Origin of the sequence: Gemmata palustris (genome assembly GCF_017939745.1) — a bacterium.
In the GTDB taxonomy this organism is placed as follows: Bacteria; Planctomycetota; Planctomycetia; order Gemmatales; family Gemmataceae; genus Gemmata; species Gemmata palustris.
In genome coordinates this window covers 7,681,708-7,705,283 of record NZ_JAGKQQ010000001.1, presented here as the reverse complement: position 1 = coordinate 7,705,283, position 23,576 = coordinate 7,681,708, and the positions used below count along the sequence as shown (strand labels likewise).

Here is a 23,576-nt window from a genome sequence, read left to right as displayed (position 1 = left end):
GCGAAGGAAATTCGTCATTTGACATGAAATTGATGCTGTGTCGACTCAGTCAATCAGACGAAGCCGTTAGACTCGCAGAACTCGCCCTCAGTATCTTCACCGCGATCGAAAGCCCGCAGGCCGAGGCAGTTCGCCAACTCCTCACCAAGTGGCGCAGCAAATCAGCGACCTGAGCGGTCAGTGTTGCCCCGAGTCGCGGGCGCGGTATTGTGCCGGGAACGGATTTCGCACTCCCACCGTTCCCGGAGCCTCTCACGATGTCCCTCCCCACGCGGCCACTCGGTAAGACCGGCGCCAACGTGTCCATTATCTGCCTCGGCGGGTGGCACATCGGGCAGCCGGCCATCGGCGACACCGAAGCCGAACGCATCATGCACGCCGCCATCGATGAGGGCGTCACGTTCTTCGACAATGCGTGGGACTATCACGAGGGCCGCAGCGAAGAGATCATGGGCAAGGCGCTCGCGACGGGCGGTCGACGCCAAAAAGTCTTCCTCATGACGAAGAACTGCGGGCGCGACGCGGACACCAGCCGCCAACACCTCGAAGACAGCCTCCGCCGGCTGCAAACCGACGTGATCGACCTCTGGCAGTTCCACGAGATCAACTACGACAACGACCCCGAATGGGTCGTCGAGCGCGGCGCGCTCGCGGTGGCCCTCGAAGCCCAGAAAGCCGGCAAGGTGCGGTTCATCGGGTTCACCGGGCACAAGGCGCCGCACATCTTCCTGAACATGCTCGGCAAGCACACCAACTGGGACACGTGCCAGCTCCCGGTCAACGTGTGCGACTACTTCTACCGCAGCAGCATTCACGAGGTGATCCCGGAACTGAAGAAGAAGAACGTCGCCGCGATCGGGATGAAGAGCTTGGGCGGCGGGAACATGGTGGACGGCGGGCGCATCGTCGCAGGGGGCGTTGCGACCGTGGACGAGTGCCTCCGGTTCGCGCTCTCGCAGGAGATCGCGTCGCTGGTGGTGGGCATCGATTCCATGAAGGTACTGATGCAGGACGTGGCCATCGCCCGCGCCTTCAAGCCGATGGAAAAGGCCGAAACCGAAGCGCTCCTGGCCCGCGTGAAGACCGTCGCCAGCGACGGCCGGTTCGAGTGGTCGAAGTCCACGCAAGCCTACGACGGCCCGTACCACCGCCGCCAGCACGGGTTCCCGGAATAAACTGAGCACATCACAGCGATGCTCGTTATGGGATGAGGTAGCCCGATGGCAGAATTCACGATCCGACTGGCGACCGCGTCCGACGCGGAACCGATCCGCGCCATTTACAACTACTACGTGACGCACTCCACCTGCACGTACCAGATCGAACTCGAAACGGCCGAGGAACGGGCCGCGTGGATGCGCGAGCGGTCCGAAAAATATCCGGCCACGGTCGCCGAGGCGGACGGGCAGATAATCGCCTGGGGCGCGCTGTCGCCGTGGAAGTCGCGGTGCGGGTACGCCTGGGCCGCGGAAGCATCGGTGTACGTCCACCACGAGCACCACCGGCGCGGGCTCGGCCGCACGCTGCTGCTCGATCTCATCGAGCGCGCGAAGAAGGCCGGAATGCACACCATCATCGGCGGAACGAGCAGCGACCAGCAGGCGAGTCTCGCGCTGCAGTACGCGGTCGGTTTCGAGCTGATCGGCACCTTCCGCGAAGTGGGCCGCAAGTTCGACCGCTGGCTCGATGTGACTTACACGCAGTTGACGCTGCGGCCGTCGGGCTGAGGTGACCAATGGGACGATCGCAGTGCCCCGTATGCTATGCCGCCCTCGAATCCCGCGCGGTGACTCCGTGTTTCATTTGCGGTGGGTGGGACGGGGCCGCGGAACAAATGGGCAAGGCTGAATTTCGAGAATATCAACTAGCCGCCGGCCAGTCGATTGTTCTATGCAACGCCTGCGAGTTGGAAGAATTCATGGTTCAAAATGGGTGGGGGTACCGGCTCGGGCTCGGCGCGCGTCTACCCGTAAACGCATTGTCGTGGAAAGAAACAATCGAAAAGCCCCAAATCAGGCAAGATAAATTCTGTCCAACGTGCCGTCTGCGACTTGTATTTATCAAGCTTATTTCAACAGTGATACCGTCGCCCGACACGAGAGACTGACACCACTTCCAGTATTCGGATTCGTTACTGCGGGCCACCGTTCCCGCTCCCATAGGCGATCAACTGTGGCCGCTCGACGTTCCCGGCTCCAACACCGCAGACGCGACCGGCACGAAAAGCCAAGGCAAAAGAAGTGAGGGCACCAGAATGGCAGCCGCTCATCCCGGGCCGCTGGTGTCGTTGATCGCGCGCACTTTTGTGCCCGCCCCGTGTGCCAGAACGATACCGAAATAGCTTCGCACGAAGGTACTTGTGGCATTTGTGCAAAGAAGTAAGAGTTTTCCTGCTTCGGAGGAAATCGTGTTCTACGGTGGCTGTAATCCTATCTCTCTCATCGTCGCCCAAGGTCTGGTGTTCTATGCCTCCGCCCGCGACGGCGAACGAATTCCTTGATCTCGTTCGGAAGAGTGGCGTTCTCGACGACACCAAGTTCCAAGAACTGTTCCCGGACGATTCCGATCTGCCCGTCGATCCCCGCGAGTGCGCCCAGAAGCTCGTCAAAGTTGAATTACTGACGTCCTATCAAGCGACGCAACTCCTCGCCGGGAAGTCCCGCGGGTTCTGCCTCGGGCAATACAAGATCCTGCGCCCGCTCGGGCAGGGCGGCATGGGCACCGTTTACCTCGCCGAACACGAAGACCTGAACCGCAAGGTCGCGCTGAAGGTGCTCCACGGCGACAAGGCGATGGACAAGCTCGCGCTGGAGCGGTTCCTCCGGGAAGCGCGCGCCGCGGCGGCCCTGGACCACCCGAACATCGTTCGCATCCACGACGTGGGGCAGCACGGAACGGTGCGGTTCCTCGTCATGGAGTTCGTCCCGGGCGACACGCTCGAATCGCTGCTGCAGAAGGGCGGCGCGATGGGTCTGTCGCGCGGGGTAGATTACATCTCGCAGGCCGCGGCCGGGCTCCAGCACGCCTACGAAAAGGGCTTCATTCACCGCGACATCAAGCCCGCGAACCTGATGCTGACCGCGGACGGCGTCATCAAGATCCTCGATATGGGCCTCGCGCGCTCGATGGTGAGCGCGCGCGACAAGCTCACCGAAGTGCTCGACGAGGGCTCGGTCGTTGGCACCCCCGACTTCATCTCGCCCGAACAGGCGATGAACGCCCCGCGCATCGACATCCGGGCCGACATCTACAGCCTCGGGGCCACGTTCTTCACGCTGGTAACGGGCAAGCCGCCGTTCCAGGGGAGCACGACCCAGAAGCTCGCTCAGCACCAGATGAAAAACGCCCCGGCCCTGAGCACACTGGACAAAACGGTTCCGCCGGCGCTGTCGACCGTTCTGGGGCGCATGCTCGCGAAGAAGCCGGAGGATCGCTACCAGTCCCCCGGCGACGTGGTGACCGCACTGAGTGAATGGCTCCCCAGCACCGGCACCGCGCGCGTGGTCGCGGGCCTTTCCGGGACCGACATGGCGCAGACGGAAAAGATGCAGGCCACGCTAACGGGCCTGGTCAGCGGAAAGGGCCGGCGCAACTCGAAGAAGAAAGGCGCGGCTCGCGCGGCCAAACGGAAACAGCGGTACCTGATGGTCGGCGGCATTGCGGCAGCGGTACTCGCGCTGACCGTCGTGGTCGGCGTGGTCATCGCGAAGAGCGGGCGCAGCGATGCGAATCGCGGGGCGGAGCGCCCGAACCCGAACGTCGGTTTGCCGGACGTGGTTCCACCGCCGGCCGACGCCGGGGTGCTGCCGCTCGGTGCGGACGGCAAGCCGCTGAACCTCGACTTCGAGGACGGCACACTTAAGGACTGGACGGCTGAGGGCGAGGCGTTCCGGGAGCAGCCGATTCAGGGGGACACGGTTGCCGCGCGCCGGTTCGGGATGAAGAGCCGGCACCAGGGCAAGTTCTGGATCGGCGGGTACGAGCGGCTCCAGGATACGCCGACGGGCACACTCACGAGCGTGCCGTTTAAAGTCACGCACCCGTGGGCCAGCTTCCTCGTCGGCGGCGGGCCGCTCGAAGACCTGGGTGTGGAACTCGTCGCCAAAGAAACCGGGATCGCGTTCTACCGCGCCCGCAGCGGCGGCGAGGTGGAAGACATGAACCGGGTGTGGGTCGATTTGAAGACCGTGGAGGGTAAGGAGATCTTCATCCGAATCGTCGACAACTACTCCGGTCAGTGGGGGCACGTTAATTTCGACGACTTCCGGTTCCACCAGAAGGGACCGAAATAGCCCGTGCGCTAAACGCCAGCACGCACCTTCTTGTCCGTAAGCTAAAGAGCGCCAGCGCGGGAGCGGCACGGATCATCCGTTCGGCTTCCGCGCCTGTTTACGGGCGTGAATATGGGGACGTCACTCGAATCACTTCTGGCCGAATTGAGCGACCCGAGCGCGGAAATTCGGCGCAGCGCCATACTCCGCGTACCCGAAACGTTTGCCAGCACCGCCGTACACGCAGCCGTTCTGAGCGCCCTCAGCGACCCGGTATGGTGCGTGCGCGAAGTCGCAGCGGGTGTCGCGGGACGGTTCGCCGATGTCGATAGGAGCGTTCACACTACGCTCGTCGCGTTGACGCTTCGAGATGCAAGTCCGCACGTCCGGCTCGCGGCGGCAACTGCTATCGGCCCGCGCATCCGACCCGAACGCGACTACGGCCCGGCCATCCGCCACCACTTCGAGCGCCAGCGCATTCGTGCGGCAGCGACTTTGGGGCACGTTGCGCCCGAGTTCGCTGCGGAAGCACTTCCGCTACTCGCGCTGAGTCTTGCCGATGCGCACCCGAAAGTGAGGCTCACCGGACTGCGTGCATTGTTGCGGTGGGAACCAGCCACCGCGCTACCACTGCTGCCAATTATCGTGCGAAAGTGCGCCGAAGCGGACACCGACGTCGCCGGCGCTGCGCGCGACGTGTGGTTGCGTGTACTGAGCGATCCGGCGGCAGAATTACTGCGCTCGCTGCTCCCGTACCCCGGAACGAACGACGTGCCCGGCGCGTGGGCGGCGATCGCGTCGCTACCCGCCGCCCACGCACTACGGCGAGCGTGGGAATCGCTACTCCCGGCCGAGGAAAACCAAACTGCTCATCGGTTCGCCAAACGCCTCGCCGCCGTGTGCGAGCGCGTGCTGACCGAACTCCGTAACCCGCGCCAATCGGAAGCCCCGTGACGGGACTCGCACCCGCCATCTCCGGCTCCGAAGGCCGGCGTCTTACTCGTTAAACGATCGGGGCGAATGCACCGAGAGGGACTTGCACCCCCGTCTCCGACTTGCAAAGGCGGCGTCTTACTCACTAAACGATCGGTGCGACACATCAAATCCAGATCCCCGTGAGGGACTTGCACCCCCATCTCCGCGGTTTATGAGACCAGGCTTATTGTACGAGAAAACCAGTCGCACTGGCTTATATTTCAGCAATTTTCGCTCCTCACGCTAACCATACGATTCTCATTTTACTACTTCTGCCACTACCAATTCATCAGCACACAGGTTTCGGCAATTGCGCCGCGGAGGATGGTGATACATGCCCAAAACCAGCAAACCGAAGAAACCCTACGCCAACTTCCCGTTGACACCGCACGCGTCCGGGACGTGGCAAAAGAAGATCCGCGGGAAGATCCACTACTTCGGGGCCTGGGCGCGCCGCGTGAACGGGAAGTTCGTCCACGTCGAGGGGGACGGTTGGAAGGACGCGCTGGAAAAGTATAAGGCAGTGGCGGACGATCTGCACTCGGGCCGCACGCCGCGGGTGAAGCCGGGCGGGTTGACCGTCAAGGATCTAGCCAACGCGTTCCTCACGGCGAAGCTCCGGAAGGTCGAGGCCGGGGAACTGAGCTCGAACCTCTTCTACGACTACAAGCTGATAACCGATCTGTTGGTCGCGGCCTTCGGGTCCAACCGCCTGGTCGACGATCTCGCGGCCGAAGATTTCTCCAAGCTCCGGTCGACGATGGCGAAGCGGTGGGGGCCGGTGCGGTTGGGCAACAGCATCACGCGGGCGAAGTCAGTGTTCAAGTTCGGTTACGACTCCGCTTTGCTCGAGCGCCCGGTGCGGTACGGGCCGGAGTTCGTGAAACCCGACAAATCGGTCCTACGACGGCACCGCGCCGGGCGCCCGTCGAAGATGTTCGAGCGGGAGGATCTGCGGGCGATGCTCGACGGGAAGATGATCCCGGGCGCCGACGGCGAAGCGCTCGTGCGGGCCGACCCCACGTTGCGCGCGATGGTCCTGCTCGGGGTGAACTGCGGGTTCGGGAACACCGATTGCGCTGAGCTGACTCTCACCGCGGTGGACATGGAGAAGGGCTGGATCAACTTCCCTAGGCCGAAAACGGGGATCGCGCGCCGATGCCCGCTGTGGCCGGAAACCGTCACGGCGATTCGCGACTCGATCATGGTTCGGCGTCAACCCGCCTCTCCCAAGGACGCGAACCGGGTGTTTCTGACGACGCGCGGAACCCCGTTCGTCGTCCAAAAGAAGCCCGGCTACCGTTACGACTTGATCAAAGACAAGTTCGGGACGCTCCTCAGTACCCTCGGTATCCGGCGCGATGGCGTGAATTTCTACGCCCTGCGGCACACGTTCGAGACGATCGGTGGCGACTCAAAAGACCAAGTGGCCGTCAACCTCATGATGGGGCACGTTGATTCGTCAATGGCCGGTGTGTACCGCGAGCGCATCGACGATACCCGCCTACGTGCCGTGGCCGATCACGTGCGCGCCTGGCTCTGGCCTGGAGCTTTAACCGTCGCGTAGTTCAGCGGGTCTCGCACCCCATTTTTGTCGCCCGTGCCGGTTCTCAGGTGAACCCGAGATTTGGTACAACGAGGTGCTAAGGGGTTGTTTAACGGCTCCTACTGCCCATCTCTTTAGGACAAGCAACTTCACATCGTACCTGGCCGCAATCTCCGGCCAAGTACGGCCGTCACTTTTAAGTCTCAGCACCGCGGCGCGACGACGGAGAAGTTTTCCGTAGCACGAAGCGTTACAGCACCACTGAGCTTTGCGTTTCGACCAGAACCAGTTCGCGCAAAACAAGCACCTGCGCCGGCCAAAGGCCGATGATGCGCCTTTGCGGTAAGCGATCATTCGGCACTTGGGCCCACACGTCAGCTTGGAGGGGTGACAGCTCGCAAGGCTCGTGCCACACCCTCGGCACGGTCGCTTCACGCGCTTTTTCACCGCCCTTTTGGGGACATCAGCAACGGCCGGTTTCGCGGGCACCGGTTGCGGGGGATCGCAGTGGGCCTTCTGAAACACCTGGCCCCGCTGGATGGCCCCTACACTCCGCCAATCGCCCCTCATTCGCCCATCGAGGTACGGCCCCCATTCCTCTGTGGCATCGGAGTAACCGTTGTCCGCGACCAGTGCCGTTAGCTGCTCCCGGTTCAACCACTTCCCATAACTCTTGTTCACTATTCTGCTCAATCCGAGCCAGTCTCGGGTGAGAACCGCCTTCCCAACTTCGCAGAGTGGTGTAACGTCGGTCCGATTCGATTTTCGCTTGATGTTCATGCAATTTCACACATTGAACCCAATGACTTCTTCATTCACCACCCCCATTTTACCCCGCGTGCCATTAGCCGGTCATGTCCGATGTCACACATCACACGCCGGAGTGCTCATGAGCAGCAACAAGTTCCACATGTTGGGTGTGACGGCCCTGAGAGTTGGCGCTTCTCCGCACCACTTGTTCCGGCTCGCGGAACGGGGACAAGTGCCGCACATCAAGGTCGATCGGTTCCGCGTTTTCGCTGAATCCGATGAGCCGGCCATTCGTGCGGCGCTGTTGGCCGCTGGCTACATCCGCGATCAGAAGACGGAGGCGGCCTCATGCTGACCGTCTCCGAAGTCGCGCGCCGTTTCGGTGTCTCTCAGGCAACCGTCCTCGCCTGGATCGCGATTGCCGAACTCAAGGCCGTCAACGTTTCGCGGGGCGCCCGATCGAAGCGCCCGCGCTGGCGCATCTCTACGGCCGCGCTCGAGGTCTTCGAGCTGGCGCGCACGCCCCAACCGGAAATCAAGGCAGTGAAACGAACGAAGCGGCAAAACGACGTGATTGAGTTTTACAAGTGACGTGAAATGCGACGACCCACTGCGGGTCATCTGAATCCGACCAGCACGCCAAGACAACCGAGCATCCACCGCCAGGTACGAAACTGACGGTTTCCGAGAGTGCTTACATGATACCCGACACTCCGACGCTTGCCGGCTGGGCATGGCCCCAGGAGGCCGGTAATGACCGTTGAACCGACTCCGGGCAGCGACGATGACACGATCCGCCGGGCGGCCCGTGACCTTAAAGCGCGTATCCTTACGGCCGGGCGCCCGGAGCTGCTCCCCATCGACCCCAAGGGCATCCCCCCGAGATGCGCCGGGCGGCGCGCTGGTGTGTGTGGTCCTGGGATCGCAGCCCCAAGCAGGGCCGTTGGACCAAAGTTCCACGCCAGCTCGACGGGCGCAATGCGTCCTCCACTAACCCGGCCACTTGGGCCGCCTTTGCGGACGCGCTTGCGGCCTATCGCGGCACATCCGACTCGGCCGGCGGTACTGGTGAACGCAGCTTCGCCGGTCTCGGCTTCTTTCTCGGCGATGGATGGTCCGGTGTGGACGTGGACGGGTGCTTTCATCAAGGCTCGATGACGGCACTCGGCCGGTCCCTGCTCGAGCGGTTCCCGACCTACGCAGAGCGCTCGCCCACCGGGACCGGGTACAAGCTGTTCTTCCGGGCCGACCTCACCTCGGCGCTTGATGCGCTGGGGCTCAAGACGGGCGGCAAGAACACGGTACTTGATGTCGAGATTTATACGCGGGGGCGATTCTTCACGGTCACGTCTGAGGTACTAGCGGGCGAAGCAGTTGCTGATTGCCAGGCCGAGGGCGAACGGCTTGTTACCGAACTGCTCGCACCTGATATTGAACCCGCTGCGCCGAAACCCGAATCCAGGCGCGCGACCGCGGGCACCCATGTGCCACCCGCGGGGTGTGACGTCCTCCGCCTCATGCTCGAGAACCCGAAGAACGGGTCCAAGATCCGGGCGCTTTACGACGGCGAAGCCAGTGCCTACAAGTCACAATCCGATGCGGACCTGGCCCTATGCTGCCACCTCGCATTCTGGTTCGATAAGGACGCCGGCCGCATAGAGTCTGTGTTCAACCAGTCCAAACTGGGCGAGCGCAAGAAGTGGACCACGCGCCCTGAATACCGATCGCGGACGATCGCCAAAGCGATTGCGAGCACGAAAGATACCTACCAGCCGCGCGCCCGGCCGACGGTCGGTAGCGCGTACCGTGCTGATGCTGCAACCGCTCCAGCTGGCAGCACTCTGGAGGATGCCGCGCACGAAGTCTGCATCCCAAAGCCCGAAGAAGGTGAGCAGTGGAATGACCCGTTCCGTCTCGCCCGTCTGCTCGTGGATGCGTCACGCACCCCAGAAGGGCACCCGACGATCGTTCAGTGGTGCGACGAGTACCACGCGTGGGAGACGGCGTGGCGCCCGGTCCCGGATTCGGACCTGGACGCGCGCATTGCTCGCCATTGTCGAGAAGTGTTCGTCGCGGACATGCCTGCTCGTAAAGCCGCAGCGGAAGCGGCATCCGACGGGAAAAAAGAACTCAAGCCGCCGACCATCTTCCCGGTCACGGGCAAGACCAAAGGCGACGTGCGGGTGAATCTGTCCGGCTTGGTTAATCATCCCGACAGCGGGATCGACGCGCCGTTCTGGTTGTGGGGCGACGAATCCCAGCGCGTGACCGAAGTAGTGGCCGCACCCAACGGGTTATTCACGATCGGTGACATCGCGGCCGGCCGCGGACCGTTCGAGCCTCCAACGCCGCGGCTATTCACCTTCAACGCGCTGCCCTTCACTGTGCCGGCCGAGGAACAATCGGAACCCACCCTGTGGATGTAGTGCCTCAAGGAATGGTTCAACGGCGACTCCCCTTCGATCCTGGGGCTGCAGGAATGGCTCGGTTACGCACTCAGTGCCGACACGAGCGCCCAAAAAATCCTGCTGCTTGTCGGTCCGCCGCGGAGCGGCAAAGGGACGGTGTTGCACGTGCTGGGGGAACTGGTGGGGGCGTACAACGTCGCGTCCACAACTTTCGCCAGTTTGGGCGAAAACTTTGGCCTCGAATCGCTCCTAGGTAAACGCATCGCCGTCGTACCCGACGCGCGTCTGTCGGGCCGCACTGATCTCGCGAACGTGGTCGAACGTCTGTTGTCGATCTCGGGCGAAGATCCGCAGACGGTGAACCGGAAGAACAAGCCGCGTATCACCACGCGGCTAAAGGTCCGGTTCATTCTCGCCACGAACGAGATCCCACGCCTGCCCGATGCCTCGGGGGCGCTCGCCAGTCGGTTCCACGTCCTGAGCCTACCGAACTCATTTCTCGGCAAAGAGGACAAGGGATTGAAAGCGAAGATCGCGGCCGAAATGCCCTCGATCCTGGCCTGGGCCGCACGCGGGTTCGTCAGACTCCGCTGCCAGGGCATGTCGTTCACAAGGAACGAGGCTGCGGACCACTACCAGCGCGAGCTCGAGGATCTCTCGTCGCCCATTCGGGCCTTCATCCGCGAGCGCTGTGCCGTCGGCCCCGAATGCGAGGTGCACGTTGCCGAATTGTTCGAGTCGTGGAAGAACTGGAACGACCAGCGCAACCGGGAGCCCGGGGCCGAGAACCTGTTCGGGCGCGATCTCCGCGCCGCAAAGCCTCACATCGTTCTAACACAGCCAAGAAAGAATGGCCTGCGGGTCAGATTGTACCGGGGAATCGGGTTGCGCCCGCGTGATGACTGGGGAGAAGAAGACGTGGCACGGGTTGGCACGCGTGCCAATCCAACGCAGCCATTGGAAGAAACTCTTTTCACTCAATGACTCATATAGGCGCTGTGTTAGTCCGGCACGCGTGCCAACCCGTGCCAGCAATCGCTCTAACAAAAATCGCAACGAGATTATTACTGTGGTCGCAACACCCGCCAAGACAGTCCCGCAACCGACGCTGTTCCAGGTTTGGCGACTTCTCCCGAGTGGCCGCTGGGTCCGCGCCGGCCGGTACGCGAACCGTGCTGAGGCGAACTGCTCGATCCCCGACCGCGGGCGCGAACCCGGTTGAATCGTCCTGCCAGTGACAGCGAACTATCTGGCCGCCGCGATCCTGACGAACACCGACTAGCAATACCGACGAGATTCCACCGTGACCGAACCCGAGACCCCGCCCGCGGCGTTTACGTGCGTGACGTGCAAGGGCGCGCCGCTGATCGTGTACAAGACCATGCGCCCGGCCGCGAACATGGTAGTCCGGTACCGCCGGTGCGACCGATGCGGGTACCGGTGCAGTGGCCTCGAGCGCCCGCTCCGCGAGCTCCCACCCCGTCCACCGAAGCCGGCCAAAAATTAGGGTGCAGATCTGTACCCGAACTTTGCGAACCGGCACTTCTCCCCCTCGCGCATTCCGGGATCGCGCCGATGATGGGAGTAGACACCATGAGGGCACCAGCCTTGACCACCATCGCGACGACAATCGGGGTTTACGAGTCGCTGGTCGCGGACCTCGCGCGCGGTGCGGAGATCAACGTGCAGCTGATGCTCACCGTGCTCGCAGCGGCCGGTAAGTCGGTGCTGGAGCTGGAACAAGACGTTATCGCGGCCGACCGCGCGGGGGCCGAAAACGCAATGCCATCAGCCGGAAAGGAAGACAGCTGATGGCGAGCGACAAGAACAAGCGTGAGGGCCGGTCCGGGGCGGATGAGGCGCTGGCGGCGCAGATCGCAGCCGGGAAGACGCTCAAGGAAGCCGCCGAAGCGACCGGAGTGGCGGAACGAACGACCCGGCGCCGCATGCAGAACCCGCAGTTCCGGGCGATGGTCGCGGACCTCCGGGGCCAGATGATCGGCCGGGCCTGTGGCGAACTGGCCGACGCGATGGGCGCCGCGGCCAAAACGCTCCGCGAGCTATTGGGGAGCGAGACCGAGGGCATCAAGCTGCGGGCTGCGAGTGAGATCCTGAGCCACGGGCTGAAGGTGATGGAGATCGCGGAACTCAAAGCCAAGTTCGAGGAACTGGAGCAGCGCCTCGAGTGGATCGCAAAGCAATGAGCATCAAAGCAATGGTCCGGCGCGCGAAGCAACTCGTCACCAAACTCCCGCGGGGTGGTGCGCGTGCGCGACGACCCCGAGCGGCAAGCCTTGGTCCGACCCGTCCGATCAGCCGGACGCGGACCGCTGGGCCGACGACGGCGGCCGGGTCGATGATGCAACCCCGGTCAAACTCGTCTCACGGTGCCCGACGTGCGGCGGCAAGTACCTGCTCGAACTCGTGGAAGAGATCGTTGAGGTCGCCGACCCCGCAGGAGTCCCGTTGTGAGCATCAAGAACCTCGCGGGCCGGCTCGATCGGGTACTCGCGGCACCGCCCCGGTGCGTGCCCGGGCAGACCTGCGTAATTCGCACCCAGCGGCGCTACGGAGCGCCCTACGAAATCACCGAGGCCGACCGGTGCCCGCTCTGTGGCGCGCTGGGGTGCGGCATCGAAGTCATCGAAGAGGTCGAGGTCGTCCGCGGGCCGGACGGCGTCCTGGTCGATGCGCGCGGTGTGGAGCTCGTGCCGTGAACCGGAGCCGTCTCGCAAAGTTGGTGAAGCGCGTGAGCGAACTGCCGTGCCCGAGGTGCCGTACCCGGCGCGCCGATCGGGAGCATGGTGGCGACGCCCTCGGCCCGCTGAGCGCCGCGGACGCGGCCGAGTTGGACCGATTGATGCAGGGAACGTGGTCGCAGTGCGGAGCGTGCGGAGCCGTAACGTTCGACCTCACGCGGATGAGTGGCGCGGACCTGGACCGGGTGCTCGCGATCCTCCGACCCGTGTGCTCTCCCGCGTTGAGGAAGTTCCTGTGAACCGCACGGCACTGAAGCGCCTGAGCGCACTTTCAGGCGGGCGGCAGGAGTACGCTGCGAAGGATTTTGCAGTCGTGTCGCGTGGTTGCCGCTACGTGGAAAAGATTCTGAGCCGTGAGCAAGAACCTCTCCCCGATCCACGGGCCGTTCTCCAAAAGGGTGATCTCCCACTTGTCGTCTTCCCCCTCGTTCCGGTGGCACTTCGCGCTCTCGGGCACTTGCACCGTTATTTCCTCGGTGTCGCGCTCCTGGTACACGCCTTTCGCGCGGAGCCCCACGGATCGGTAGTAGTAGTGGGGCTCTTCGATACCGTCGCCGATGTACCTTGAGACGCGGATGGTAACTTCGGGCATGTTGTTGACCTCGTTCGGGTGAGCGCCTCCCGAGCGTACCAAAAGGAAACCGCGGCGAAAGTGGACGGGTGCCAGTCAGGTGGCGTTCGCGCTCGCATCGGCCGCCGGATCGGCCGTGCTGGAACCGGTTTCAGGGAGCGACCGATGACCGAGGATCAGCGTTTCGCCGAGGAATGGGACAATGGGACATACCGTTTTTGGATTAGCCGGACGATGGAGTTCCCACGTCGATCCGAGCGGAAACTGAGGCTGCTGGCAGTTGCGTGCAGTCGGCAATGGTCGAACGTATGGCCGTCCAATTTGCTCAGGGCGGTCGTCGACAGGGCCGAGCGTCTGGCTGAAGATGAGGTCTTCGACGAAGAAGTCCGGTACTTGCAGATGGAAGGGCAGAAGCTCACTACCCACTTTGAGATCAACCGCCCGGACGATCCCATTGGAATTGTAGTCCGAGCCGCTACCCGGACGCTTTCGGGACACGGTCGGTGGGCCGCGCTGCATCAAGAATTTAGTCCGCCCGGGGCGTTCGACGCGCGGGGAGAGGAGTATCGACGTGCCACTACCGTTATCGCTCGCTGCATCTTCGGGAACCCGTTCCGTCCCGTCACTTTCTCCCCTTCCTGTCGCACCTCTACCGCGGTTGCGCTGGCGGCGCAGATGTACGAGTCGCGCGACTTCGGCGCGATGCCGATTCTGGCGGACGCGCTCCAGGACGCCGGGTGCGACAGCGCCGACGTGCTCGATCACTGCCGCGGTCCTGGTCCGCACGTGCGCGGGTGCTGGGTCGTAGACTTGGTGCTGGGCAAGGGGTAGCGTGCGGGAACGGGGTCGAGTCAGCGATCTCGCGACAGGTTTAAGCGGCTGCGGTTCCGGTCGGATTTATTCCCGGCCCTTGAACCGGTAGGCAGCACCTTCTCCTCCCACAGCACTGCGGCCATGTGGCCCGTGTGTAATTCCGACGCTCCTGGTCGGTGATGAGCCACTGGTGCCCGCACCTGGGGCACCACAAGTGACAATCCGGTGCCAAGAGATCCGGTGCCTTCCGATTGGCACTTGGTCGGGCCATCTTACCTTCCCGCGCAAAGGAATGAAAAGAACAGCGCCGGCGGGGTCCACACACCGGCGCTGTATCGCACGTCCCCTTCACGGGCGAGAGTTAAAAGTAACAGCCCCGCGCCGCCGCACAATAGCGGTAGGACAAGTTTTCGATTACCGGCCAACAGTTCCATCTTCGCGCGTGACGCCGCCTACTATTCACTGCCCTCACGGGCCGCCCGGTGACAGGGGTGAGGGGCTCAATCGTTCATGGCCAGCCACTGTCATGGGGTTCGGCGCGAGTACCCTGCGGCTCAGTGCGATTCCGCCGCAACCGCGTCCGTTGGAGCGCTCCCCCACCTTGGAGCGGTTCCGACCTCTGCCCGACGGCCGGGCATAAGGGGCAACCCGGCCGACTTCTTCTAATGCAACGACACGGGCCGGGGAGTGATCTCCCCGGCCCGCATCGTGATAAGTCGGTTGAGTGACGTGCCAGGCGGCGCCGCGGCTAGGCTTCGGCCTCTCCCACTTCAACGAGAGCGACTTTGTAAAAGCCGGCGGTCAGGAACGGTCCGCCGCGGCTCACCTCGACAATTGCATCTCCGCCGCCCGAGCGGTACACGACGAACGTGACGTCGCCCGTTGGGGTGCCACTCGCCCGGAAGTCGGCCTCGGTCGCGGCGACCGCTTCATCCAGGGTTCGGTACTCGGTCGTCAAGGGCACGAACGCGCGGACCCGTAGTTCGGGGTCGTCGTTCGCCACATACGCGCCCACCACGTACACCCGGTCGGCCATTGTGATGCTCCACACGGTGATCGGATTTGGCGGCGGTCCCGTGGTTGACCCGCCGTTATTTGGGAACTATCCGGAGACGTGAGGAATGTATCCCGATCACGCGGCGCTGCAAGGGATGTTACCGGGGCCGCATTTCACACCTTCCCTTTATCGGGATCGAGCTTCGGCTTCTTGCCCGCAGCGGCGGAGGTCATCACCTCGGAACAGCACACGGGCCACCCGCCCTTAATGTACTGGTGTAGTTCCGCGAGCGAGCACTCCACGATCTTCCCGCACGTCGCGCATCTCAGGATGCCGACCGGGGGAATCGACTCGGGATCGGGCGTCATGGTTCGTGCCTGTTCGGGTCCGGGGATACGAGCAACACGCGCCCATATGCACATCCTGGGCCTTTTCTTACTCAATTCGCCTGTTCCTCAAGGTTGGTACGACGCGGAGGTAATCGGGAACGGGCCGGCGGCAAAAGTGGATCGGGCCTGCCATGTGCGTGGGCGCCCTGTTCAAAGCGCCGGACCGGACATTCTGGTCCCGGTTTGGCGATTCCGAGGAGGACGGTATGTCAACCAAGAGAAGCCGAGTGCTCGTGGCCGTGTTCGACCTGCGCGAGCGCGCCGAGCGGGCCGCCGAGCAACTGTCCGTAGACGGGCACGAGTGGGAGTACGTCCGGCTCCTGGCCGGCCCCGATGTGCCGCCCGAATGTGCGGACGAATGGTCGGCGGCCGGGTTCACGGCCGAAGAGGTCGGGTACTACGCGGGCGAGCTCCGCGCGGGGCGCTGGTTGGTCGCCGTGTGCTCTCACACCGACGACATCGCGGGCGTGCTGAGCGCGTTCGGGCGGCACGGGGGATCGGTAAACGTGCCGACCGAGGTTCGAGACGACCGCATGTAAAAGAATCGTCCGACCGATGCGACGAGTCCACTCGACCGGAACGCCCACCCGTAGGTCGGACGGGTGGGCCAACTCCAGCGTGGTTCCAGTGCCCCTTAACCCCGATCAGGGATGGGAAACGTACCGGAAGCGGTGGCTGCCAAATAGTCTGGTTCGATCTCGTGGCACCCGCCTCAATGCAACGCAGCCGAGGCCGTTTCGATGCTTGTGCCCCGATTCGTCGTCCGGCGGGCGACTGTTTCAATATTCTAATAAAAGCCGACTTGGTTGACGAAAATTCCTCGCGAACGAAACTCGCTATTCGTCGCCCCTCTACCTCGCGCAAAACGGTCGCGATGAGTACGGTCCCGCCAGCCATTCACGACCTCGCGCGGCGGCTCATCGCCCTCGAAGCGGCGCGCCCCGAGTCGCCCGGCGCGCCCCTCGGCGGCGCGGTCCGGGTCTGCGACCGGCTGCGGACCGCGCTCGCGCGACTGGCCGGGGTCGCCGGGTTCCGCTCCCTGCTGTCACGGGCGCTGGCGCTGGCGACGGCCGAAGCGCCCGAACTCGCCGCCGCGCGGGTCCGCACCGACGGGGCGCTTGAGGGTCTCGAAGGGTTCCCCTACGATCACGATACGGGGGCCGGCGTCGCGATCGTGACCCACTTACTCGGACTGCTAGTGACCTTCATCGGCGAACCACTCACGCTGCGCCTCGTGCGGGACGCCTGGCCGGACGCGCCCGTGACCGGAGCGGACGCGGGAAGTGGGGGGCAACCATGAGTGCGGAAGACCGAGTGACGATTCGCAAGCTGCCGACCGGGGTGCCGGGCCTGGACGAGATCCTGGGCGGCGGGCTCCCCGAGTACTCGTTCAACATCATCGCCGGGAGCCCCGGGGGCGGGAAGACGACCCTCGCCCACCAGATCGTGTTCGCCAACGCGACCCCCGAGCGCCCGGCCCTGTACTTCACCGTTTTGGGGGAGCCGGCGCTCAAGATGCTCCGGTACCAGCAGCAGTTCCAGTTCTTCGACTCGACCAAGTTGAACACCGCGGTCCGGTTCGTCAACCTGAGTCAGGTCGTTCTGGAACGGGACCTGGACGCGGTTCTGGCGGAGATCATCAAGGAGGTCGAGGCGGCCCACCCCGCCGTCGTGGTCGTGGACTCGTTCCGGACCGTGGTGCGCAAGGCCGGGGGCGTTACCGGTGAGGCCGAGTTGCAGGGGTTCGTCCAGCGCCTGGCGCTCCACCTGACGAGCTGGCAGGCGACCACGTTCCTGATCGGCGAGTACACCGAGGGGGAGGTCCGCGACAACCCGGTGTTCACCGTGTCCGACGGCCTGCTCTGGCTGTACCAGCAGGTCGAGCGGAACTCGATCGTGCGCAAGTTGCAGGTGATGAAGCTCCGCGGGCAGGCGTCCGTGCCCGGGCTCCACACGTTCCGGATCACCGACGCCGGTATCCAGGCGTTCCCGCGCACCTTCGGGCTCACCGGGCGCCGGGACACGGCCCGCGCGCGGCGCCGGCTCGCGTCCGGCGTGCCCGGTCTGGACGAGTTGCTCGGGGGCGGGATCCCCGAGGGCGATAGCGTGCTGGTGGCCGGGCCGTCGGGCACCGGCAAGTCGATCATCGCGACCCAGTTCATCGCCGAGGGCCTGCGCCGCGGGGAGCCCGGGATCGTCGCCATTTTCGAGGAGCGCCCGGAAGAATACATGGGGCGGGCGGCCACGCTGGGCATGGATTTCGAGGCGCCCCAGGCCGCCGGCACGTTGACCATTGTGTACCTGCGCCCGCTCGACCTGTCGGTCGACGAGACCATGCGCGAGATCCTCGACGCGGTGGCGCGGACCGGGGCCAAGCGGCTCGTGATCGACTCACTGGCCGGGTTCGAGATGGCCCTGGCCCCCGGGTTCCGGGCCGACTTCCGCGAGTCCCTGTACCGGATGATCGGGGCCCTGACGCGGACCGGGGTCACGATCGTGAGCACCGTCGAGGTGACCGAGACGTTCACCGAACTGGCCCTGAGCCCGTACTCGATCTCGTTCCTGAGCGACGACATCATCCGGCTGCGGTACGTGGAGATCGCCGGCCAGCTCCGCAAGGTGCTGGTGGTCGTGAAGGTGCGGGCCGGGGAGCACAGCAAGGACATCCGCGAGTACGAGGTCACGGCCACGGGGCTACAGATCGGCGCGCGGCTCACCGGGTACCACGGGCTGATTACCGGGGTGCCCGAACCGCTCGCCCCCGCCACCTCGGACCCGAAAGAGTAGGTGAGCGCGATGGATGTCGAACTCGGACTCGACACCGCGGGGCACGTGCCCCTGATCCGGCGCCTGTGCCGGTACCTGTCCGAGCGCTCCCCCCAACCCACGGTCGCCGTCGAGGGCCTCACGCACGTCGTGATTTACGTCAACCCGGCCTTCGCCCGGTTCGTCGGGCGCGAGCGGACCGATTTGATCGGGCGGCCGTTCGCCGAGGCCGTTCCGGAAGGCGCGGGGAACGGGTGCGTCGCCCTGCTCGACCGCGTCTTCGGCACCGGGGTTCCCGAGAACCTGGCCGAACAAGAGCACCGTCACACCCTCCCCGGCCCCGTGTACTGGTCGTATGCGGTTTGGCCCATCCTCGGGGGCGACGAGCGCCCCGCGGGGGTCATGATCCAGGTCACGGACTCGACCGAGACCGCGGTCTACCGCCAACAAGCGGCCGCAATGAACGAGGTTCTGCTCGTTTCCGCGGCGCGCCAGCACGAGCTCACGGGGGCCGCGGAAGCGCTCGGCGCCGGGTACCAGAGCGCGGTCCGCGCGCGGGACCACTTCCTCGCGGTTCTGAGCCACGAACTGCGCAACCCGCTCGCGGCACTGAGTAACGGGGTGCAACTCCTCAAACTGGCCGGCACGGACCCGGGCGCGGTGGCGCGCGCGGGGGACATGATGGCGCGCCAGTTGAACCAGATGGTGCGGCTGGTGGGCGACCTGCTCGACGTGAGCCGGATCGCCACGGGCAAACTGGAACTCCGACGGGAGCGGGTGGACCTCGCGTCGGTGGTGCGGGAAAGCGCCGAGGCGAGTCGCCCGCTGATCGAGCGCCAGGGGCACGAACTGACCTGCGCCCTACCGCCCGAGCCCCTGATCCTGGATGCCGACCCGACCCGGCTCGCCCAGGTGTTCCTGAACCTGCTCAACAACGCCGCCAAGTACAGCGAGCGGGGCGGGCACATCCGGCTGTCGGCCGAGCGCGACGGGGCCGGGGTCGTGGTGCGGGTCCGGGACACCGGGATCGGCATCTCCGCCGTTCACCTGCCCCACATCTTCGACGTCTTCGTGCAGGTGGACACCGTGTGGCACCGGGCACAGGGCGGGCTGGGGATCGGGCTGTCGCTGGTCAAGGAGTTCGTCGAACTGCACGGGGGCCGGGTCGAGGCCCACAGCGACGGCCCGGGAACGGGCTGCGAATTCGTCGTCCGCTTGCCCCTGGCGGAGCCCGCCGCGGCCGAGCCGGCGCCGGCGGTGGCCCCGAGCCCGCGCGGCCCGGGGCGCCGGGTTCTCGTTGTGGACGACAACCGGGACGCGGCCGAATCGCTCGCTGAGATGCTCGAACTGATGGGCCACGAGGTGCGAACGGCCGGCGACGGGGCCGCGGGCGTGAGCGCGGCGGCGGAGTTCCGCCCGGAACTGGTCCTGATGGACCTCGGGATGCCCGGGGTGAACGGGTACGAGGCGGCCCGGCGCATCCGCGCGGAGCCGTGGGGCGCGGCGCCGCTCCTGGCGGCCCTGACCGGTTGGGGGGCCGAGGACGACCGGCGGCGCACGCACGAGGCCGGGTTCGACCGGCACCTGGTCAAACCGGTGGCCCCGGATGTGCTCACGAAACTGATTGCCGAACTACCCCGACCCTAGCGGAAGCGCGGGAGTTCGCCCTGGAGTCATGAATCCCGAGGCCCGGGAGCGGGCGCGACCCGAACCCGGAGCACGTCATGGGTCCCGATGTGGTGCCGATCGTCCGGGCGGATGCGTTCGAGCTGTCCCGCTTGTGCCGGTACTTCTCCGAGCGCTCCCCCCAACCGATGGTGGCCGTCGAAGGGGCCGCCCACATCGTGCGCTATTTCAACCCCGCGTTCGGGCGCCTCGCCGGGAAGTCGTCCGCCGAACTCATCGGTCACCCGTTCGCCGAGGCCGTGCCCGAGGGGGGCGCGAACGGGTGCCTGCCGCTCCTCGACCGCGTGTTCCGGACGGGGGAACCCGAGAGCCTGGCGGAGCAGGAACACCGCCAAGTAGTGCCGGCCCACTGGTCGTACTCGATGTGGGCCGTCCTCGGGGCCGACGAGATCCCGGTCGGGGTCGTGATCCAGGTCACGGACGCGACCGAGGTCGCGGCGTTCCGGCACCGGACAACGGCCATGAACGAGGCCCTGATGGTCTCGTCGGTGCGGCAGCACGAGCTCATCGACGCCATCGAGCGCGGCGAGCGGGAGCGCCAGGCGCTGCAGGCCCAAATGTTTCAGGCGCAGAAAATGGAGAGCCTGGGCGTCCTGGCGGGGGGACTCGCCCACGACTTGAACAACATGCTGACCCCGGTTCTCGGGTTCACGGAGCTGGTCCAAAACGCGCTGCCGATCGACTCGCCCGCGGCCACGATGCTCGAGTTCGTCTCGGGGAACGCGCAGCGGGCCACGGACCTCGTGGGGCAGATCCTGGCCTACGCCGGTAAGGGCCAGTTCGTGATCCAGCCCGTGAACCTTTCCACACTCGTGCGGGAAACGAGCGGGCGACTGAGTGCGGCGGTCTCGGCCGGCACCGAACTCCGGTACGAACTGGCGCCGGACCTCCCGCCGATCGAGGGCGACGCGACCCAGCTCCGCCAGGTCGTCGTGAACCTGGTCACCAACGCTTCGGAGGCCCTCGGGCCGGACCGGGGCGTCGTTACCGTGCGCACCGGTCCGGTTCCGGCCGGCGCCCCGAGCGGGATGGCCGTTTTCCTGGAGGTGGAGGACTCGGGGTGCGGGATGTCCGCGAGCGTCATCGAGAAGGCCTTCGACCCCTTCTTCACCACGAAGTTCACCGGCCGGGGGCTCGGGTTGGCCGTGGTCCAGGGCGTCACGCACGGGCACGGCGGTACCCTGGAAGTGCGCAGCGCGCCGGACCGCGGGAGCACTTTTCGCCTCCTGCTCCCCTGCACAACGGGAGCCGCCGCGGCTCTCGTTGCCCCCCACCCATTGACGCTTGGCGAAGGGCCGTAACCGTCGCCGTTCGTGTCGTTGTGTGAACGGTGCGGCCGGATCGGGCCGTTCACGTATGACGACCTGGCCCGCTTTGCCCGGGAGGGGTGGCCGTGCTGTTGCGGCCGCCAGATGTTGTGCTCCACGCCCGACGCCCCGGGCATCAAGAGATACGGCTACTCGTGAGAGCGATTGGGTCGGACCGACTCGGCGGCACCTCCGGCCGGCGGAAGGATGTGATCGGGCGCGTGCGGTGCCCGTTCGCCGCGCCGATTCTTGCGGGGCAATGGAAGCGCCCGCAGGGAAGAAATGTGGCTCCGTTCGGACCTCCCGAATAGGGCGATTTCGCGTCCCGCTCGACGAGGAACGGTGTACGATTCCCAGCACCGGCACTCCCGCATACGTGATCGCCCCTCAAGGAACCCTGTGAGCACTCCCGCACGTCCCCCCACCGCGTTCTCCGCGTACCTCGGCGAACTCGATCACACGCCGCTGCTCTCGGCCCCCGAAGAGCGCGAGCTCGGGGCGCGCGTGTTGGCTGGCGACGCCCCGGCCCGCGACCACATGGTGCGCGCCAACCTGCGCCTCGTCGTGAACATTGCGCGGGGGTACACCGGTAAGGGCCTCGCCCTCGACGACCTCGTGTCCGAAGGGAACATGGGCCTGTTGCGCGCGGTCGAGGGGTTCGAGCCCTCGATGAACACGCGGTTCTCGACCTACGCGAGCTACTGGATCAAGCAGAGCATCAAGCGCGCGATCGTGAACACCGCCAAGACGATCCGCATCCCGGCGTACATGGCGGAACTGCTCATCAAGTGGCGCCGGGCCACCAACCAGCTCAGCGACGACCTCGGGCGCCCGCCCACCCAGGACGAGATCGCCAAGTTCCTCGGCCTGCCGAAGAAGAAGTTGGCCGTCATCAAGAAAGCGCTCCGTGTGGCGAGTACGGGCGCGCAAGCGGACCAGGGCGAGACCGGGTGGAGCATCGAAGAGATGCTCATGGACTCCCGGGCCGATACGCCCGAGTCCGAGATGGGGAAATCGGACGACCTGAAGCAGGTGCTCTACCTGCTCGACAAGATGGACCCGCGCGAGGGGAGCGTCCTGCGCATGCGGTTCGGGCTGAACGACGAGGAACCGAAAACGCTCAGAGAGATCGGAATTCACCTCGGCCTGACCCGCGAACGGGTGCGCCAGATCGAGCACGAGGCGCTCGCAAAACTGGCTGCCGAGATGAGCGCGTGATCGATCAGGACCGAAAGATGAACGGATTTAAAGTCTGGTACCGGCCGAATCATGTGCGGGTATTCGATTCGAGGGCCGCTATCGAGCGAGCTTTATGCGGCCACGGCGGGCAAGGGCGCGACATTCGAGTGGAAGAAGCGCGACCCAGCCGCTCGGGTCGCGGCTCGCGCGAGACGCAGCGACGGGCCGAGGACGACCCGGACGCGCGCCCGCGTTCGACTCCGAGGGGGCCCTCAGACGCGAATCACCTCGGCATTATCGGTCGGCACGACGGCCCGACCCGCGCGCCGGGCCGTCACCTTGGTCACCTCGGCCCCGAACACCAGCACCATAGCCGAGAAGTAGATCCACACCAAAAAAGCCATCAACGAACCCGCCGCACCGAACCCCGATAGCGACCCCGTGTACCGCAGGTACGTGCCCACCAGGAACTTCCCGATGGTGAACAGGACCGCGGTGAGGAGGGCACCCATCCCCACGTCGCGCCACCCCAGCCTCGCGTTGGGTAAGAACTTGAAGATCATGGCGAACAGCAGGGCCTCGACCCCGAACAGGGCGACCAGGTTCACCACCTGCACCACCGTCGCGGTCCCCGCCACCGTACTCGCGGCGTACTGCCCGACCGCTTCGATCACCGTCGTCAGGACCAGGGACGCTAGCATCAGGACCCCGATCCCGATCCCCATCACGAGCGACGTGAGTCGCGCCCGGGCGAAGGTGCGGAGCGGTCGGCCGGGCTTCGGTCGCACCTTCCACACGTCGTTCAGTGCCTCCTGCAGCTCGACGAACACGCCCGTCGCCCCGATGAACAGGGTGATCAGGCTGACCACGACGGCAACGGCCCCGGTGCCCGGGCCGCGCGCGTTCGCCACGATCACCTCGACCGCGGCGGCCGCCTGCTCCCCGACCAGCCCGGTCAGCCGCTCGGCGATCTCGCCCCGCGCCGCCTCGGCCCCGTACACGGCCCCGGCGATCAACAGCGCGATGACCAGGAGCGGGGCCATAGACAGAGCGGTGAAGAACGCGAGCGCCGCCGCGATCCGCGGAGCCCGGTCGTCCAGCCACGCGTCCCCGGCTTCCCACACCACCGCCCACACTCCGCGCAGTCCCATATCGACCT

At 65.3% G+C, this 23,576-nt stretch carries 25 protein-coding genes, 2 tRNA genes and 1 pseudogene; 21 read left to right on the top strand and 7 right to left on the bottom strand.

The features are described 5' to 3' along the window. Nucleotides 1–257 precede the first annotated feature (257 nt). The 4 genes from J8F10_RS31930 to J8F10_RS31915 all read left to right on the top strand — a co-directional run bounded on the left by J8F10_RS31930 (nt 258) and on the right by J8F10_RS31915 (nt 5,225). Nucleotides 258–1,175 carry an aldo/keto reductase gene (locus J8F10_RS31930; RefSeq protein WP_210660739.1) on the top strand — a complete coding sequence of 306 codons (918 nt, stop codon included), beginning with the start codon at nt 258–260 and terminating at the stop codon, nt 1,173–1,175. A gap of 45 nt (nt 1,176–1,220) precedes the next feature. Beyond that, complete coding sequence (locus tag J8F10_RS31925; protein ID WP_210660737.1) at nt 1,221–1,727, top strand: GNAT family N-acetyltransferase; 507 nt, start codon at nt 1,221–1,223, stop codon at nt 1,725–1,727. A gap of 738 nt (nt 1,728–2,465) precedes the next feature. Beyond that, complete coding sequence (locus J8F10_RS31920; RefSeq protein ID WP_210660735.1) at nt 2,466–4,292, top strand: serine/threonine protein kinase; 1,827 nt, start codon at nt 2,466–2,468, stop codon at nt 4,290–4,292. 111 nt (nt 4,293–4,403) lie between these two features. Beyond that, a complete protein-coding gene (locus tag J8F10_RS31915; protein WP_210660733.1) occupies nt 4,404–5,225 on the top strand; it encodes a HEAT repeat domain-containing protein in 822 nt (273 codons plus the stop codon). Here the strand turns inward: J8F10_RS31915 and J8F10_RS31910 are convergent. Together J8F10_RS31910 and J8F10_RS31905 are read right to left on the bottom strand one after the other, a co-directional pair. After that, nucleotides 5,216–5,289 (bottom strand) — tRNA-Arg (locus tag J8F10_RS31910). The two genes, J8F10_RS31915 and J8F10_RS31910, sit on opposite strands and share 10 nt — an antisense overlap. Nucleotides 5,290–5,292: 3 nt before the next feature. Then, nucleotides 5,293–5,364 (bottom strand) — tRNA-Ala (locus tag J8F10_RS31905). Nucleotides 5,365–5,580: 216 nt separating this feature from the next. Here J8F10_RS31905 and J8F10_RS31900 point away from each other — a divergent pair. The 10 genes and pseudogenes from J8F10_RS31900 to J8F10_RS31855 all read left to right on the top strand — a co-directional run bounded on the left by J8F10_RS31900 (nt 5,581) and on the right by J8F10_RS31855 (nt 12,948). Further along, the gene (locus J8F10_RS31900) at nt 5,581–6,813 is read left to right on the top strand and encodes a tyrosine-type recombinase/integrase (RefSeq protein WP_210660731.1); all 1,233 of its coding nucleotides are present in this window, start codon (nt 5,581–5,583) and stop codon (nt 6,811–6,813) included. An 868-nt stretch (nt 6,814–7,681) separates the two neighbouring features. Beyond that, a complete protein-coding gene (locus J8F10_RS31895; protein WP_210660729.1) occupies nt 7,682–7,897 on the top strand; it encodes a hypothetical protein in 216 nt (71 codons plus the stop codon). Next, entirely contained in the window at nt 7,891–8,133 is a 243-nt protein-coding gene (locus J8F10_RS31890; protein WP_210660727.1) for a helix-turn-helix domain-containing protein, read from the top strand. Before J8F10_RS31895 ends, J8F10_RS31890 begins: the two co-directional genes overlap by 7 nt. Nucleotides 8,134–8,450: 317 nt before the next feature. Next, the gene (locus J8F10_RS31885; protein ID WP_210660725.1) at nt 8,451–9,968 is read left to right on the top strand and encodes a phage NrS-1 polymerase family protein; all 1,518 of its coding nucleotides are present in this window, start codon (nt 8,451–8,453) and stop codon (nt 9,966–9,968) included. 15 nt (nt 9,969–9,983) lie between these two features. Further along, a pseudogene (locus J8F10_RS31880) lies at nt 9,984–10,934 on the top strand (DNA primase family protein); the annotation flags it as partial. Nucleotides 10,935–11,253: 319 nt separating this feature from the next. Next, entirely contained in the window at nt 11,254–11,457 is a 204-nt protein-coding gene (locus tag J8F10_RS31875) for a hypothetical protein (protein ID WP_210660723.1), read from the top strand. 86 nt (nt 11,458–11,543) lie between these two features. Then, a complete protein-coding gene (locus tag J8F10_RS31870; RefSeq protein WP_210660721.1) occupies nt 11,544–11,762 on the top strand; it encodes a hypothetical protein in 219 nt (72 codons plus the stop codon). Next, complete coding sequence (locus J8F10_RS31865; RefSeq protein WP_210660719.1) at nt 11,762–12,154, top strand: hypothetical protein; 393 nt, start codon at nt 11,762–11,764, stop codon at nt 12,152–12,154. The genes J8F10_RS31870 and J8F10_RS31865 overlap by 1 nt, the downstream gene beginning before the upstream one ends. Before the next feature lie 264 nt (nt 12,155–12,418). Further along, nucleotides 12,419–12,667 carry a hypothetical protein gene (locus J8F10_RS31860; RefSeq protein ID WP_210660717.1) on the top strand — a complete coding sequence of 83 codons (249 nt, stop codon included), beginning with the start codon at nt 12,419–12,421 and terminating at the stop codon, nt 12,665–12,667. Next, the gene (locus J8F10_RS31855) at nt 12,664–12,948 is read left to right on the top strand and encodes a hypothetical protein (RefSeq protein WP_210660715.1); all 285 of its coding nucleotides are present in this window, start codon (nt 12,664–12,666) and stop codon (nt 12,946–12,948) included. Before J8F10_RS31860 ends, J8F10_RS31855 begins: the two co-directional genes overlap by 4 nt. 32 nt (nt 12,949–12,980) lie before the next feature. Here the strand turns inward: J8F10_RS31855 and J8F10_RS31850 are convergent, their stop codons facing one another. Both J8F10_RS31850 and J8F10_RS31845 read right to left on the bottom strand, forming a co-directional pair. Continuing rightward, entirely contained in the window at nt 12,981–13,301 is a 321-nt protein-coding gene (locus tag J8F10_RS31850; RefSeq protein WP_210660713.1) for a hypothetical protein, read from the bottom strand. Between the two features lie 75 nt (nt 13,302–13,376). Continuing rightward, nucleotides 13,377–13,802, bottom strand: a complete 426-nt coding sequence (locus tag J8F10_RS31845; protein ID WP_210662361.1) for a hypothetical protein — start codon at nt 13,800–13,802, stop codon at nt 13,377–13,379. Nucleotides 13,803–13,955: 153 nt separating this feature from the next. Between J8F10_RS31845 and J8F10_RS39435 the strand changes: the two genes are divergently transcribed. After that, nucleotides 13,956–14,111: a hypothetical protein gene (locus J8F10_RS39435; protein ID WP_246523682.1), complete on the top strand. Its 156-nt coding sequence runs from the start codon at nt 13,956–13,958 to the stop codon at nt 14,109–14,111. A gap of 730 nt (nt 14,112–14,841) precedes the next feature. On the opposite strand, the gene J8F10_RS31835 is transcribed toward J8F10_RS39435, so the two are convergent. Together J8F10_RS31835 and J8F10_RS31830 are read right to left on the bottom strand one after the other, a co-directional pair. Beyond that, entirely contained in the window at nt 14,842–15,129 is a 288-nt protein-coding gene (locus J8F10_RS31835; RefSeq protein ID WP_210660711.1) for a hypothetical protein, read from the bottom strand. 134 nt (nt 15,130–15,263) lie between these two features. Then, a complete protein-coding gene (locus J8F10_RS31830) occupies nt 15,264–15,458 on the bottom strand; it encodes a hypothetical protein (RefSeq protein ID WP_210660709.1) in 195 nt (64 codons plus the stop codon). Nucleotides 15,459–15,685: 227 nt separating this feature from the next. Between J8F10_RS31830 and J8F10_RS31825 the strand changes: the two genes are divergently transcribed. From J8F10_RS31825 to J8F10_RS31800, 6 genes are all read left to right on the top strand, one after another. Next, a complete protein-coding gene (locus J8F10_RS31825; protein ID WP_210660706.1) occupies nt 15,686–16,018 on the top strand; it encodes a hypothetical protein in 333 nt (110 codons plus the stop codon). A gap of 335 nt (nt 16,019–16,353) precedes the next feature. After that, on the top strand, nt 16,354–16,779 hold the full coding sequence (locus J8F10_RS31820) for a hypothetical protein (RefSeq protein WP_210660704.1): 426 nt from the start codon (nt 16,354–16,356) through the stop codon (nt 16,777–16,779). Further along, complete coding sequence (locus J8F10_RS31815) at nt 16,776–18,266, top strand: ATPase domain-containing protein (RefSeq protein ID WP_210660701.1); 1,491 nt, start codon at nt 16,776–16,778, stop codon at nt 18,264–18,266. Before J8F10_RS31820 ends, J8F10_RS31815 begins: the two co-directional genes overlap by 4 nt. 9 nt (nt 18,267–18,275) lie before the next feature. Beyond that, nucleotides 18,276–19,892, top strand: coding sequence for a hybrid sensor histidine kinase/response regulator (locus J8F10_RS31810; RefSeq protein WP_246524566.1), 1,617 nt, complete (start codon nt 18,276–18,278; stop codon nt 19,890–19,892). Nucleotides 19,893–19,969: 77 nt separating this feature from the next. Next, nucleotides 19,970–21,232, top strand: coding sequence for a two-component system sensor histidine kinase NtrB (locus tag J8F10_RS31805; RefSeq protein ID WP_210660699.1), 1,263 nt, complete (start codon nt 19,970–19,972; stop codon nt 21,230–21,232). Nucleotides 21,233–21,637: 405 nt separating this feature from the next. Next, nucleotides 21,638–22,456 carry a sigma-70 family RNA polymerase sigma factor gene (locus J8F10_RS31800; RefSeq protein WP_315854194.1) on the top strand — a complete coding sequence of 273 codons (819 nt, stop codon included), beginning with the start codon at nt 21,638–21,640 and terminating at the stop codon, nt 22,454–22,456. A 233-nt stretch (nt 22,457–22,689) separates the two neighbouring features. On the opposite strand, the gene J8F10_RS31795 is transcribed toward J8F10_RS31800, so the two are convergent. Continuing rightward, a complete protein-coding gene (locus J8F10_RS31795) occupies nt 22,690–23,568 on the bottom strand; it encodes a YihY/virulence factor BrkB family protein (RefSeq protein WP_210660694.1) in 879 nt (292 codons plus the stop codon). Nucleotides 23,569–23,576 lie beyond the last annotated feature (8 nt).

What these genes read in the sequence shown, in the direction of transcription:
- J8F10_RS31930 (WP_210660739.1), top strand. Translation starts at nt 258, where the DNA reads ATGTCCCTCCCCACGCGGCCACTCGGTAAGACCGGCGCCAACGTGTCC.
- J8F10_RS31825 (WP_210660706.1), top strand. Translation starts at nt 15,686, where the DNA reads ATGTCAACCAAGAGAAGCCGAGTGCTCGTGGCCGTGTTCGACCTGCGC.
- J8F10_RS39435 (WP_246523682.1), top strand. Translation starts at nt 13,956, where the DNA reads ATGTACGAGTCGCGCGACTTCGGCGCGATGCCGATTCTGGCGGACGCG.
- J8F10_RS31850 (WP_210660713.1), bottom strand. Translation starts at nt 13,301, where the DNA reads ATGCCCGAAGTTACCATCCGCGTCTCAAGGTACATCGGCGACGGTATC.
- J8F10_RS31830 (WP_210660709.1), bottom strand. Translation starts at nt 15,458, where the DNA reads ATGACGCCCGATCCCGAGTCGATTCCCCCGGTCGGCATCCTGAGATGC.
- J8F10_RS31820 (WP_210660704.1), top strand. Translation starts at nt 16,354, where the DNA reads ATGAGTACGGTCCCGCCAGCCATTCACGACCTCGCGCGGCGGCTCATC.
- J8F10_RS31920 (WP_210660735.1), top strand. Translation starts at nt 2,466, where the DNA reads ATGCCTCCGCCCGCGACGGCGAACGAATTCCTTGATCTCGTTCGGAAG.
- J8F10_RS31915 (WP_210660733.1), top strand. Translation starts at nt 4,404, where the DNA reads ATGGGGACGTCACTCGAATCACTTCTGGCCGAATTGAGCGACCCGAGC.
- J8F10_RS31870 (WP_210660721.1), top strand. Translation starts at nt 11,544, where the DNA reads ATGAGGGCACCAGCCTTGACCACCATCGCGACGACAATCGGGGTTTAC.
- J8F10_RS31890 (WP_210660727.1), top strand. Translation starts at nt 7,891, where the DNA reads ATGCTGACCGTCTCCGAAGTCGCGCGCCGTTTCGGTGTCTCTCAGGCA.
- J8F10_RS31810 (WP_246524566.1), top strand. Translation starts at nt 18,276, where the DNA reads ATGGATGTCGAACTCGGACTCGACACCGCGGGGCACGTGCCCCTGATC.
- J8F10_RS31895 (WP_210660729.1), top strand. Translation starts at nt 7,682, where the DNA reads ATGAGCAGCAACAAGTTCCACATGTTGGGTGTGACGGCCCTGAGAGTT.
- J8F10_RS31795 (WP_210660694.1), bottom strand. Translation starts at nt 23,568, where the DNA reads ATGGGACTGCGCGGAGTGTGGGCGGTGGTGTGGGAAGCCGGGGACGCG.
- J8F10_RS31805 (WP_210660699.1), top strand. Translation starts at nt 19,970, where the DNA reads ATGGGTCCCGATGTGGTGCCGATCGTCCGGGCGGATGCGTTCGAGCTG.
- J8F10_RS31865 (WP_210660719.1), top strand. Translation starts at nt 11,762, where the DNA reads ATGGCGAGCGACAAGAACAAGCGTGAGGGCCGGTCCGGGGCGGATGAG.
- J8F10_RS31900 (WP_210660731.1), top strand. Translation starts at nt 5,581, where the DNA reads ATGCCCAAAACCAGCAAACCGAAGAAACCCTACGCCAACTTCCCGTTG.
- J8F10_RS31815 (WP_210660701.1), top strand. Translation starts at nt 16,776, where the DNA reads ATGAGTGCGGAAGACCGAGTGACGATTCGCAAGCTGCCGACCGGGGTG.
- J8F10_RS31925 (WP_210660737.1), top strand. Translation starts at nt 1,221, where the DNA reads ATGGCAGAATTCACGATCCGACTGGCGACCGCGTCCGACGCGGAACCG.
- J8F10_RS31835 (WP_210660711.1), bottom strand. Translation starts at nt 15,129, where the DNA reads ATGGCCGACCGGGTGTACGTGGTGGGCGCGTATGTGGCGAACGACGAC.